Origin of the sequence: Prauserella alba (assembly GCF_024171735.1) — a bacterium.
Lineage (GTDB): Bacteria > Actinomycetota > Actinomycetes > Mycobacteriales > Pseudonocardiaceae > Prauserella > Prauserella alba.
This window is the reverse complement of sequence record NZ_JAMTCH010000004.1, coordinates 1,102,471-1,115,296: the sequence shown is the minus strand read 5'-3', so window position 1 is coordinate 1,115,296 and position 12,826 is coordinate 1,102,471. Positions and strand designations below refer to the sequence as shown.

Sequence of the window (12,826 nt, the reverse complement as noted above, 5' to 3'; positions counted from 1 at the left end):
CGGCAGGGGCTGCCCGCGACACCAGCGCCCGCGACACCAGCGCCCGCGACACCAGCGCCCGCGACAGGGGCTGCCCGCGGCAGGAGCGCCCGCGGCGAGAGTGCCCGCGGCGGGTGTGCTGCACGTGGTGGCCGCCGCGGGCCGCCCGCCTGCGCTCAGCGTTCGCGTTGCCGGAGTCCGATGCGGCGCCAGCCACGCTTGCGGGACGACGTCCGCGCCGGATCGTCGGGCGGATACACCCGGGACACGTGCGGCGTGGCGGGCCCGGTCCCGGAGCTGCCGTCCGAGCGCTGGACGGCCCTGCGCGCCGCACCGGCCACCCGGCGCAGTCGCGGTTTGCGCAGTCCGAGGCGCCGCTGTCCGCGCAGTCCCCTGCGCATCGCACGGCGTTCGCGTCCCGGCACGTCCCACGCCTCGGGGTGCGCGGCGAGCCAGTGGTAGCGGCGCACCGCGTACGGGATGTGCGCCAGGTACAGCACCAGCGCAGCCGCGAGCGCGATCAGCGGGTACTGGATGACCGCGGCCGCCAGCAGCCCCACACCCACCAGCAGCGGCGCTACCGCTTTCGCCGGAGCGCGCAGCTTCTTCAGCGACAGCGTCGGGATGCGGCTGATCAGCAACGCCGCCGTGGCGACCGTCCACACCCACACGACGGGCTGCGACGACCACCAGCCGGTGCCGAATTCGAGCGTGACGATCACCGGCAGCAGCGCCGTCAACCCGCCGGCCGGAGCGGGAACGCCGACGAAGAACTCGCTCGCGAACGGCGGTTGTTCCTCGTCGAGCAGGGTGTTGAACCGGGCGAGGCGCAGCACCATGCACACGGCGAAGATCAGCGCGACGACCCAACTGAACCGGGCGTCACCCGGCAGCCACACGTACAGAACCAGGGCGGGCGCCACACCGAACGAGATCGCGTCGGACAGCGAATCGAGCTCCGCGCCCATCTTCGACGACGCGTCGAGCAGGCGGGCGATGCGCCCGTCGAGGCTGTCGAGGATCGCGGCGACCCCGATGGCGCCGATGGCCAGCACGTAGGCACCGGTGAGGGCGAACTGCACGGCGGAAAGCCCCGAGCACAACGCGAGCACGGTGATGGCGTTCGGCAGCAGCCGGACGCCGGGAGTGGTCCGGGACATCACGGGTCAGTCCCTCGCAGCGGGGGCGGTTTCGGCGATGGTGGTCTCGCCGCCGACGGTGCGCTGTCCCTCGCGGACGAGAACGCGGCTACCCGGCGGCAGGTAGGTGTCGACGCGGGAGCCGAAGCGGATCAGCCCGTAGGTCGTCCCGACGTCGTGGTGTTCGCCCTCGGCGACCTGACACACGATGCGGCGCGCGACCAGCCCGGCGATCTGCGTGACGACCACGTCGTGGCCCGCGTCGGTGCGCAGCAGCAGCGAGTTGCGCTCGTTGTCCTCGCTGGCCTTGTCGAGGTCGGCGGACAGGAACGTGCCCGGCCGGTAGGCGGCCCGTTGCACGGTGCCGGTGACCGGCAAGCGCTGCACGTGGACGTCGAGCATCGACAGGAACACGCTCACCCGGGTGAGCGGTACGCCGGGCAGGCCGAGTTCGGCGGGCGGCACGGCCTCGGAGATCAGCGACACGGTGCCGTCCGCCGCCGCGACGACGAGGTCCTGGCGTTGCGGCGGCACGCGGTGCGGTTCGCGGAAGAACGCGGCCGTGGCGAGCGTGCCCAGGCCGGCGAGCAGTCCGAGTCCCTTCGACACCTTCCGCAGTGCGAGGGTCGCGGCGAGGCCGCCGAGCACGAACGGTCTGCCGGCCGGGTGCATCGGCGGCAGCGTTTCCCTGGTGATCGCTGCGGCGTGGCCGAGTGCCGCCGAAGCCTTGGAGGCTGCGGAAGCCGTGGACGCCGGTTTGCCGTCGGAAGCCATGGTGCGGTCGTCTGTTCCGTTCGCGTAGGTGAACCTCGAACGCGCCCACGCTACTCCGCTGGGGTAACACCCCGGTGGCCGCCTCACGTCCGGTCGCCCGTCCGTCACAACAGCAGCACGTCGACCTCGGAGTCGGCAGCCACTTCCGTGGTGTCCTCGTCGAGCACGATCAGGCAGTTGGCCTGCGACAGCGCCGCGAGCAGGTGCGAGGCCGGACCGCCGCGCGGGCCGACGACACCGGTCACGTCGCCGTCGGGGTGCGAGTAGAAACCGCGGCGGAACTGCCGCTTGCCGGGCGGGGAGGTGAGCGTTTCGAGCAGCCGCGCGCGCATCCGGGTGCGTTCGGGGTCGGCGTGGCCCAGCGAGGTCAGGATCGCGGGCCGCAGGAACGCCTCGAACGACACGAGCACGCTCACCGGGTTGCCGGGCAGCGTGACCACGGGAACGCCGTCCCAGGTGCCGCTGCCCTGCGGGCCGCCCGGCTGCATGGCGACCTTCGTGAACGTCACGCCCGCTCCGGTCAGCGTGTCCTTGACGACCTCGTAGGCGCCCGCGCTCACGCCGCCCGAGGTGACGACGAGGTCGACGTCGGCGAGTCGCGGTTCGATGGCAGCGCGGAAGCTGTCGATGTCGTCGGCGACGCTGCGCACCGTGCTCACCTCGCACCCCAGCGCCCGCAGCGCCGCGCCGAGCATGACGCTGTTGGATTCGTAGATCCGGCCGTGGGTGAGCGGTTCCGGGGGCAGCACCAGCTCGGTGCCGGTCGACACCACGAGCACGCGCGGCGGTACGTACACGGCGAGGGTGTCCCTGCCGACGGCCGAGGCCAGGCCGAGCTGGGCGGGTCCGCACACGGTGCCCGCGCTGAGCGCGACGGTGCCCGCGGTGACGTCCTCACCGGTGCGGCGCACGTGGGTGCCCGGTGCGGACTCGGCGTGCACCCGGACACGGGTGGTGCCGCCGTCGGTGCGCTCGACCATCACCACGGTGTCGGCGCCCTCGGGCATGGGGGCGCCGGTCATGATGCGGTGGGCTGTTCCCGGGGGCAGCGCGGGCACGTCGACGCGGCCGGCCGGGATGTCGGTCCCGACGGCCAGCTCGACGGGTGCGTCCTCGCTCGCGCCCGCGACGTCGGCGGAGCGCACCGCGTAGCCGTCCATCGCGGAGTTGTCGAACGGCGGCAGCGACACGGTCGCCGCGACGTCCTCGGCCAGTACCAGTCCTGCACATTCGGTGACGGGTTTGCTCACCGCGGGCCGCCTGCCCAGCAGTTCGGTCACCTGTGCGCGGTGTTCGTCGACGGAGATCACGCGGTCATCCTCCTCGCCGGGAGCGGTTGTGTCAGACTCTCCCCGCTCGGAGCCCCCGGGGAGGCGGGGATCCGAGTCACACAGGGGAGGTTTCGTGCAGGTACAGCTGCGGCACCAGCCGTCGTTCGCGGTCGGGCGCATCATGCTCGCCCCGGGCGAGCCCGTCCAGGTGGAAGCGGGTGCGATGGTCGCGACGAGTTACGGCATGCAGGTGCAGGCGTCCACGCAGGGCGGTGTGATGAAGGGGCTCGGGCGGGCCGTGTTCGGCGGCGAGTCGATGTTCATCAGCACCTACACCGCGCCGCAGAACGGGGGCTGGGTCGACGTCGCGGCGTGCCTGCCCGGCGACCTGCAGCTGATCAACCTCGACGGCCGGATGGGCTGGTGCGTCACCCGCGGGTCGTGGATCGCCTCGGCTCACACCGTCAACCTGCAGACCCAGTGGGGCGGGTTCAAGAACCTGTTCGGCGGGGAGGGCGGCTTCCTGACCTACGCGGCGGGCCAGGGGCCGGTGCTCGTGTCCTGCTACGGCGCGCTCGAGGTCGTCAACCTGCAGCCGGGCGAGATGGTCACGATCGATTCCGGTCACGTGGTGGCCTACGCGGAGACGGTCCAGTCGCAGCTGCGCAAGATCTCCGGCGGCATGGTGCAGAGCGCCAAGAGCGGCGAGGGGCTGGTGTTCGACTTCGCGGGCCCCGGCCAGATCATGACCCAGACCCGCAATCCGTCGGCCCTGGCGGCGTGGGTCGTGCAGCAGGTGCCCGGACGGTAGGGCATGGAGGTCCACACCCGGCACACGCCGACGTTCGGCGTCGCCCGCATCGTGCTCGCCGACGGCGAGGCGGTGCAGGCACCCGCGAAGGCGATCATGGCGAGCAGTTTCGGCGTCTCGGTGTCCCGGCCCGCGCGCGGCGAGCCGACCGTGCTGACCGCGCCCGCTGGCGGCGGCTGGGTCGACCTCGCCCCCGAGACGGCGGGGGACGTCTACCCGCTCGGCTTCGACGGGCGCAGCGGGTGGTGCGTGTCGACGGTGCCGGAGTCGCGGGTGCTGGCGCGTCCCGCGTCGATCCGGCGTGACGCGTCGTGGTCGGGGCTGCAGCACCTGTTCGGCGGCGATCACGGGTTCCTCGAGCACTACAGCGGTGCGGGTTCGCTCGTGCTGAGTGCGAGGGGCCCCGTCGACCTGCTCAACCTCGATGCGGGCGAGATGATCACGGTGCGGCCCGCGTTCCTCGTCGCCTATCCGGACACGATCCAGGTCCGGCTGCGCGCGATCGATCCGGCGGGGCCACAGTCCGTGCGCACCGGGCAGGGGCTGGCGCTCGATTTCGCGGGCCCCGGTACGGTTCTGGTCCAGGCCAGGCGCTGATTCTCCCGCGTTTCGGCGAGTTCCGGGGAACTTCTTCTTCCAGCCACCGCACGTGCGTTGTGGGCTATGTGGGTGAATGGGATTTTCCCGCTGTCACTCAGCGCGTCCGACGGGCGGCGATATGTCGGCGAACCCGTTACCGCAAATTGACCATTGCCGAGCCGTGTGATTCCGGTAGCGTGATCGACGCTTGGAGCGCAGACAGGCTGTGCTCGGAGCGTTTTTCGGTTTGCTACAAGGAGGACACCGTGGCAGTCGGCACGGTCAAATGGTTCAACGCGGAAAAGGGCTACGGCTTCATCGAGTCCCCGGAGGGGCCCGACGTTTTCGTGCATTACTCCGCGATTCAGGCAGAGGGATTCCGCACTCTCGACGAGGGTGATCGGGTGGAGTTCGAGATCGCCGCGGGGCGGGACGGCCGCAGTCAGGCTGCCGACGTCAAGAAGGTCTCGTAGCTTTCGGTTTTCTTCACGACCGGGGCTCCTCCGGCACATCGCGTGCGCGGTCCGCACCCGGTTCGCCGGTTCCCTGCCGCGGGAAACGGTAGCCGGGGCTTTCCGACACTTCGCGTCCGACCAGCGGTCCGACCGCTAGGCTGCGCGCTGTGTCAGGCGATGTGTCGGGGGACCTCACCGGTCGGCAGCTGGGCAACTACCGCATCGACGGTGCGCTCGGCCGCGGCGGCATGAGCGTGCTCTACGAGGCCACGGACGTGCGTCTCGGCCGCAGGGTCGCCCTGAAGATCATCGGTGAACACGCCGGCGCCGATCCGGAGTTCCGCGACCGGTTCGTCGACGAGGCACGCAACACCTCCGCCGTCGACCACGCCAACATCGTGCCGCTCTACGACTTCGGCGAGCTCGACGGGCTGCTCTACATCGCCATGCGCTACGTCGACGGTGCCGACCTCGCCGGCCTCTGCGGTGGCGGTCCGATGGATCCGGCACGCGTGGTCGGCCTGCTCGACCAGGTCGCCGACGCCCTCGACTCGCTGCACCGCGACGGGCTGGTCCACCTCGACGTCAAACCGGCCAACGTGCTCGTCGCGAGTCGCCAGCGGGCGCGGGACCAGCTCGAACACGTCTACCTCGCCGACTTCGGCCTCACCGAACGCGGCGCAGCGACGCGGTCGTCCCGCGGCGGCGACTTCCTCGGTTCGCCCACCTACGCGGCGCCCGAACACCTCCGCGGCGAACCCCTCGACGGCCGCACCGACCAGTACGCGCTCGCGTGCATGCTCTACTCCTGCCTTGCGGGAAGGCCGCCGTTCACCGGCGACGTGCAGACCGTCATCGCGGGTCATCTCAACCGTGAACCGCCGTCGCTCTCGCGTGCCTTGCCGGGCCTCGGCGAACACATCGACGACGTCGTGCGCAAGGGGATGGCGAAGCGCCCCGGGGAGCGCTACGCGGGCTGTGTCGAGCTGATCGCCGCCGCTCGCGAGGCTCTGACCCGCGGCGGGTCCGCAGGTGCGGGCGCGGGTGCCGCTGACTCGGCTGCGGCGGGTGGTGCTGCGGCGGGCGGTGCCGGTGGCGCTGTTTCCCGAGCTGCTGGTGCCGGAGGTGCTGCTGCCGGAGGTGCGGCCGCGGCGAGCGGCGGTTCGGCAGGTGACGGCGCGGCGACGGGGACGCCGATCACGGAACAGGTCACCGCGGGGCAGGCCGCGACCCCGCCGTCCGGGACGGAGCTCGGCGGCATCCGGCGCCTGACCTCGGAGCACGACGACACGGCGCGGCACGGCGACACGGCGCGGCACGGCGACACGGCGCGGCAGAATGCGGCGTCACGACCGGATACGGCGTCGCGACAGGGAGAGGGAGGCCTCGTGCATCCTCAGCAGCCGGGACAACCGGGTCCGTACGGACCTCAGGGAGGCCCGCCGGGTCCGGGCGGACCGGGACAGCAGGGTGGCCCGGGCGGTCCGGGACCACAGGGGCCGCCCGGTGGTCCGCGGCCGCAGGGGCCCGGGCAGCCGCCGTACGGGACGCCGCCGCCGGGGAATCCCGCCCAGACCCCGCCGCCGGGGCTTGGCAGGCCGCCGCAGGGAGGTCAGCCCGGGTTCGGGACTCCGCAGCCCGGAATGCCGGCGGGCGGTCCCCCTCCCGGAGGCTTCCCGCCACCGGGAGGTCCACCCGGCCCCGGCGGGCCGGGTGGACCCGGTGGTCCCGGCGGGCAGCGCGATGGCAACGGCGGCGGCAAGTGGTGGCTCTGGGCGGGGCTGGCCGTCGTCTTGGCAGCCGCTGTCGTCGTGACGATCCTGCTGCTCACCGGCGGGGACGAGGAGCCGGCGGGTGGCGGCGACCCTGGCGGCGAGCCGGGCACGTCGAGTTCGGTCCCGGAGATCCCGGTCGGCCCCGGTGGCTCGCAGTCCGCGCCGACCGGTGACTCGTCGCAGGGCCGGACGCTGCCCAAGTCGATCCCGGTGCAGCCGGAGAACTGAGCCCGCGGCCCGCCCGGTTCCGGGCCGGTACGTCGCGGCCGGATGCGGTTCAGAGCGTGTACACGCCGGTCGGTTCCGCGTGGTACCCCTTCGCGCCGACCGCCTGTGCCATCGGGCTGCGTGCCGTACCGGTGGTGCGGGCCAGTTCGGCGGCGGCGCGGATGTCGTAGCGCGGCCGCCAGCCGAGCGTCGTGAGCGCGCGTTCGTTGGAGTAGACACGGTCGAGCGCGGGCAGCATGCGCCAGCCCCACTCCTCGTACCTGGCGGCCAGTTCCGGCAGCACACGGGCGAACACGGCAGGGGCGTCGGTGGCGAGTTCGGCGGCGTCGTCGCGGGTGAACGGCGTCGTGGCGCTGATGACGAACCGGTCGAACCATGTTTCCGAGTCGTGGTGGGCTTGTGGGGTGTGGTGGGCGGCGATCAGGTGGGCGTCGACGACGTCTTCGAGGTCGACGCGCCGGTAGGCGTACTCGTTGACCTTCAGGTTCGTGTCGTCGAAGGCGCTGCGCACGTCGTCCCGGTCGTCGCTTTCGGGGAAGAACCGCGATGTGCGCAGGACGACCACGGGCAGGCGCAGATCTCGGGCCAGCAGTTCGCACAGGTCCTCTGCGGCGATCTTCGTGGCGCCGTAGATGTTGCGTACCACCGGGCGGACGTCCTCGGTGATCCACGCGGCCGGCTCGCCGGGTGCGGGCGTGAGTGCGCGGCCGAACGCACTCGTGCTGCTGGTGAAGACCACGTTCCGCACCCCGGCCGCGGCCGACTCCTCGAGGACCGCCAGGGTCCCGGTGACGTTGACGTCGACGAAGTCCTGCCGCGCGTGCGACCCGACGTGCGGCTTGTGGAGCGTCGCGGTGTGCACGACGCGGGTTACGCCGTCGAGCGCGCGCCGCACGACGGTGCGGTCGGTGATCGACCCGGTGACCGTCGTGAAGGGGGATTCGAGAATGTCCAGGCCGACGACGTCGTCGCCCCGTTCGCGCAGCGTGCGCACCACTGCTTCGCCGAGGTGGCCTGCGCTGCCGGTGACCAGGTATCGCTCCATGCTCGCGATCGAAGCGTTTCTGGTACGCCCGTGTCAATCTGTTTCGATTTCGGAGGCTGTCGCCCCCAGGGGCACTTTGGTTGCGTTGAGTGCCACCAAAGTGCCCCTGGGGGCACTGTGGCACGGCCGTGTCGGGGGACCCCTTTCTTGCACTCTCACCCGGAGAGTGCTAAACACGAGATTGGCACTCGGCACCGTCGAGTGCTAGGTACCCGGTCGCCGACCGGTGCCTGAAGGTCGGGACGGTGAGGCCACGTCCGGGAGATCCCGGGCTGGTCGTCCGTCGCGGGCACCGAGCCTGGCCTGTGACGTGTCCGATTACCGGAGGACCACACCCCAATGGCCAAACTGATTGCGTTCGACGAGGACGCCCGCCGCGGACTCGAGCGCGGGCTCAACACCCTCGCCGAGGCCGTCAAGGTGACTCTCGGCCCGCGTGGCCGCAACGTCGTGCTCGAAAAGAAGTGGGGCGCGCCGACGATCACCAACGACGGTGTCTCGATCGCGAAGGAGATCGAGCTCGAGGACCCGTGGGAGAAGATCGGGGCCGAACTCGTCAAGGAAGTCGCCAAGAAGACCGACGACGTCGCGGGTGACGGCACCACGACCGCCACCGTGCTCGCCCAGTCCCTCGTCAAGGAGGGCCTGCGCAACGTCGCCGCCGGCGCCGACCCGATCGCCCTCAAGAAGGGCATCGAGCAGGCCGTCGAGGCCGTGACCGAGCAGCTGCACAAGGCCGCTCACGAGGTCGAGACCAAGGAGCAGATCGCTGCCACCGCCTCGATCTCGGCCGCCGACCGCACGATCGGTGAGCTGATCGCCGAGGCGCTCGACAAGGTCGGCAAGGAAGGCGTCGTCACCGTCGAGGAGTCGAACACCTTCGGCCTCGAGCTCGAGCTCACCGAGGGCATGCGCTTCGACAAGGGCTACGTCTCGGGCTACATGGCCACCGACGCCGAGCGTCAGGAAGCCGTGCTCGAGGACCCGTACATCCTGCTGTTCGGATCGAAGATCTCGAACATCAAGGACATGGTCCAGCTGCTCGAGAAGGTCATGCAGACCAACAAGCCGCTGCTGATCATCGCCGAGGACGTCGAGGGCGAGGCCCTGGCCACGCTGGTCGTCAACAAGATCCGCGGCACCTTCAAGTCCGTCGCCGTCAAGGCCCCGGGCTTCGGTGACCGCCGCAAGGCGATGCTGCAGGACATGGCCGTCCTCACCGGCGGCCAGGTCATCAGCGAGGACGTCGGCCTCACGCTCGAGAACGCCGACATCTCGCTGCTGGGCCAGGCCCGCAAGGTCGTCGTCACCAAGGACGAGACCACGATCGTCGACGGTGTCGGCGACGCGGAGCAGATCCAGGGCCGGGTCAACCAGATCCGCGCCGAGATCGAGAACAGCGACTCCGACTACGACCGCGAGAAGCTGCAGGAGCGCCTGGCGAAGCTGGCCGGCGGCGTTGCCGTCATCAAGGCCGGTGCCGCCACGGAGGTCGAGCTCAAGGAGCGCAAGCACCGCATCGAGGACGCGGTGCGCAACGCCAAGGCCGCCGTCGAGGAGGGCATCGTCGCCGGTGGTGGCGTCGCTCTGCTGCAGGCGTCCAAGGCTGCGTTCGACGGCCTCAAGCTCACGGGCGACGAGGCGACCGGTGCGAACATCGTCAAGGTCGCCGTCGAGGGCCCGCTCAAGCAGATCGCCGTCAACAGCGGTCTCGAGGGCGGCGTCGTGGTGGAGAAGGTCAAGAGCCTGCCGCAGGGCCAGGGCCTCAACGCCGCCACGGGCGAGTACGAGGACCTGATCGGCGCCGGCGTTCTCGACCCGGCGAAGGTCACGCGTTCCGCGCTGCAGAACGCCGCTTCGATCGCCGGCCTGTTCCTGACCACGGAGGCCGTGGTCGCGGACAAGCCCGAGAAGAACGGCGGCGGCGCTGCCGACCCCACGGGCGGCATGGGCGGCATGGAAGGCATGATGTGATTCAGGCCTGAAGCCGAAGCGAGCCCCGGGAGCACCCAGTGCCCCGGGGCTCGCTTTTTTTTGTGCGAACCCACCTCGCCCGCATGTCCTGCGCCCGCCCGTCGCCCGACCACCACCCCCAACGTCCCGCTGCCGCGCGGCTGCACCTTCGCGCGTGTTCTGCACGCAGACGTGCGTGTTCTGCGCTCGTGTCACGCTCCGGTGGTCGAATCGCGGCCGTTCTCGTCGTGACGTGGGCCGAGGCGGAGTGCGCTGCGCAGCGTGCCGGCGAATCACGCGGTGCGGCCGGTGGGGCGCCGTGTCCGGCGGCTTCCGCTGTTCGGGGGACGGGTGCGCCTCCGGGGCGTGATCCCTAGGCATGATCAACGCCACGGGTTAGTGTCGGTCACATGCCTGGATCTGTGCTCGGAACCGAGGTGCGGCGGGTCGAGGACCCCGAACTGCTGCGCGGCGAAGCCACCTACGTCGACAATCTGCCGATCCCGGGTGCCGCGCATGCCGTGTTCGTGCGCTCGCCGTTCGCCCACGCCGAGATCACGGGCATCGACAAGACCGAGGCCGAACAGGCCGACGGCGTGCTGGCCGTGTACACGGCGGCCGACCTCGACCTGTCACCGGTGCGCCAGTTGATGGTCGTCAATCCCGACTGCGTGCGCATGCCGTTGGCGAGCGAGCGGGTGCGGTTCGTCGGCGACGCCGTCGCCGTCGTCGTGGCACAGACACCCACGGCCGCGGCCGATGCCGTGGAACTGGTCGACGTCGACTACGAGCCGCTGCCCGTCGTCGCCGATCCGGAGGAGGCGCTCGCCGAGGACGCGCCGCTGCAGTTCCCGGACCTGGGGTCGAACATCGCGGCAGGCGAACGGGACGAGGTCGGCGCGGAGGCCCTCGGCGACGCCGACGTCGTGGCGCGCGCCAGGATCGAGAACCAGCGTGTGGCGGTCGTGCCCATGGAGGGCAACGCGATCGCCGTCGAACCGGGTGGCGGTTACCTCGGCGGCGACTACGACATGACGATCCACGTGTCGACGCAGATGCCGCACGTGCCGTGGAAACTCGCGGCCATACAGCTCGGCGTCGACGCCGAACGGGTTCACCTGGTCACCCCGCACGTCGGAGGCGCATTCGGCGGCAAGATCGGCATGATCGCCGAACACCAGGTGGTCATCGCCGCGGTGCAGCGCCTCGGCAGGCCGATCAAGTGGGTCGAGACGCGTTCGGAGAACCTGCAGGCGATGCCGCAGAGCCGCGCCCAGGTGCAGTACGCCGAGTTGGGCCTGAAGTCGGACGGCACGATCACCGGGTTGCACTGCAACGTCGTCGGCGACTGCGGCGCCTACGCCGGCTTCGGCGGCGGGTTCCCGCTCGGTCCGACGCGGCTGATGGCGCAGGGCGTGTACCGGATCCCGAAGATCAGTTTCGGTGCGATCGCCGCGCTGACGAACACGACGCCGACCGGTGCGTTCCGGGGCGCGGGCAGGCCCGAGGCTGCGGCCATGCTGGAGCGGATCATCGACGTCGGCGCCGCCGAGCTGGGGATGGATCCGGTCGAGTTGCGGCGCAAGAACTTCCTGCAGCCCGACCAGTTCCCGTACCAGACGCTCGTCGGGGCCACGTACGACTCGGGCGACTACGACCTGCCGCTGCGCGAGGCGCTGCGGGCCGCCGACTACGAGGAGCTGCGCAAGGAGCAGCAGCGCCGTATCGATGCGGGTGAGACGACGCTGCTCGGGATCGGGGTGAGCACGTACGTCGAGATCACAGGCGGCGGCACCAGCGAGTTCGCCGCGGTGGAGATGAATGACGACGGCCGCGCGACGATCAAGGTCGGCACCTCGGGGCACGGCCAGGGGCACCCGACGTCGTTCTCGATGCTCGCCTCGGACGCACTGGGCATTCCGTTGGAGCGGATCGACTTCGTGCAGTCGGACACGGCGCAGGTTCCGCGCGGCGGCGGTACCGGCGGTTCGCGGTCGCTGCAGATCGGTGGCAGCGCGGTCCGCGAGGCCAGCGAACTGCTGGTGGCGAAGGCCAAGGAGCTGGCGGCGACGAAGCTCGAGGCGGCCGTCGAGGACATCGAGGTCACGGGAGATGGTGGACTCGGCGTGCTCGGCGTGCCGAGCGCGACCGTCAGCTGGGCCCAGCTCGCCTCCTACGCAGCCGAGAACGGCACCACCCTCGCCGCCGACACCGATTTCACGCCGGACGGCGCGACGTTCCCGTTCGGGGCGCACGTGTCCGTGGTCGAGGTCGACACCGAGACCGGCAAGGTCACGCCGACCCGGCACATCGCGGTCGACGACTGCGGCCGGGTGCTGAATCCGCTGCTCGTGCGTGGTCAGCAGCACGGCGGTGCGGTGCAGGGCATTTCGCAGGCGTTGTGGGAGCACTACACCTACGACGAGGACGGCAACCCGTCCACCGGCACGCTCGCCGACTATCTGGTGCCGTCGGCGATGGAGGTGCCGACGCTGGAGGTGTCGAACACGGAGACCGACTCGCCCCTGAACCCGCTGGGTGCCAAGGGAATCGGCGAATCGGCGACGATCGGGTCGACTCCGGCCGTGCAGAACGCCGTGGTCGACGCCGTGAAACACCTCGGCGTACGGCACATCGACATGCCGCTCACCCCGCAACGGGTATGGCAGGCGGTCCGTGCGGCACAGGCGGGTACGCCCGCCGATCCGTGGCGCGACCCGCCCGCGGCATTCGCCACGTTGCCCGTCCGCGACGCCGGCCCCAACCCGCACGCCGACGAGGCGGCCGTCTGACGGACTGCCCCGCACCCGGACGAGT

At 71.0% G+C, this 12,826-nt stretch carries 10 protein-coding genes; 6 read left to right on the top strand and 4 right to left on the bottom strand.

The genetic code is table 11. The features are described from left to right. Window positions 1-155 precede the first annotated feature (155 nt). From pssA to moeA, 3 genes are all read right to left on the bottom strand, one after another. The gene (gene pssA, locus LY12_RS14000; RefSeq protein ID WP_253856708.1) at window positions 156-1,139 is read right to left on the bottom strand and encodes a CDP-diacylglycerol--serine O-phosphatidyltransferase; all 984 of its coding nucleotides are present in this window, start codon (window positions 1,137-1,139) and stop codon (window positions 156-158) included. Window positions 1,140-1,145: 6 nt separating this feature from the next. Then, window positions 1,146-1,892 (bottom strand): phosphatidylserine decarboxylase, encoded by a 747-nt coding sequence (locus LY12_RS13995; protein ID WP_253856705.1) that lies wholly within the window; start codon window positions 1,890-1,892, stop codon window positions 1,146-1,148. A gap of 104 nt (window positions 1,893-1,996) precedes the next feature. Beyond that, complete coding sequence (gene moeA, locus LY12_RS13990; RefSeq protein ID WP_253856703.1) at window positions 1,997-3,202, bottom strand: molybdopterin molybdotransferase MoeA; 1,206 nt, start codon at window positions 3,200-3,202, stop codon at window positions 1,997-1,999. Between the two features lie 94 nt (window positions 3,203-3,296). Here moeA and LY12_RS13985 point away from each other — a divergent pair, with 94 nt between their 5' ends. The 4 genes from LY12_RS13985 (at window position 3,297) to LY12_RS13970 (ending at window position 7,011) form a co-directional block, all read left to right on the top strand. Continuing rightward, complete coding sequence (locus tag LY12_RS13985) at window positions 3,297-3,974, top strand: TIGR00266 family protein (RefSeq protein ID WP_253856701.1); 678 nt, start codon at window positions 3,297-3,299, stop codon at window positions 3,972-3,974. Between the two features lie 3 nt (window positions 3,975-3,977). Further along, the gene (locus tag LY12_RS13980; RefSeq protein WP_253856699.1) at window positions 3,978-4,571 is read left to right on the top strand and encodes an AIM24 family protein; all 594 of its coding nucleotides are present in this window, start codon (window positions 3,978-3,980) and stop codon (window positions 4,569-4,571) included. 248 nt (window positions 4,572-4,819) lie between these two features. Further along, window positions 4,820-5,026, top strand: a complete 207-nt coding sequence (locus LY12_RS13975) for a cold-shock protein (RefSeq protein WP_253856698.1) — start codon at window positions 4,820-4,822, stop codon at window positions 5,024-5,026. Window positions 5,027-5,175: 149 nt separating this feature from the next. Further along, the gene (locus LY12_RS13970) at window positions 5,176-7,011 is read left to right on the top strand and encodes a serine/threonine-protein kinase (protein WP_253856696.1); all 1,836 of its coding nucleotides are present in this window, start codon (window positions 5,176-5,178) and stop codon (window positions 7,009-7,011) included. 49 nt (window positions 7,012-7,060) lie between these two features. Here the strand turns inward: LY12_RS13970 and LY12_RS13965 are convergent, their stop codons facing one another. Further along, window positions 7,061-8,056 carry an NAD-dependent epimerase/dehydratase family protein gene (locus tag LY12_RS13965; protein ID WP_253856694.1) on the bottom strand — a complete coding sequence of 332 codons (996 nt, stop codon included), beginning with the start codon at window positions 8,054-8,056 and terminating at the stop codon, window positions 7,061-7,063. Window positions 8,057-8,395: 339 nt separating this feature from the next. Here LY12_RS13965 and groL point away from each other — a divergent pair, with 339 nt between their 5' ends. Together groL and LY12_RS13955 are read left to right on the top strand one after the other, a co-directional pair. Next, a complete protein-coding gene (gene groL / locus LY12_RS13960) occupies window positions 8,396-10,030 on the top strand; it encodes a chaperonin GroEL (RefSeq protein WP_253856692.1) in 1,635 nt (544 codons plus the stop codon). A gap of 389 nt (window positions 10,031-10,419) precedes the next feature. Then, on the top strand, window positions 10,420-12,801 hold the full coding sequence (locus tag LY12_RS13955; protein WP_253856690.1) for a xanthine dehydrogenase family protein molybdopterin-binding subunit: 2,382 nt from the start codon (window positions 10,420-10,422) through the stop codon (window positions 12,799-12,801). The last annotated feature ends 25 nt before the right edge of the window (window positions 12,802-12,826 follow it).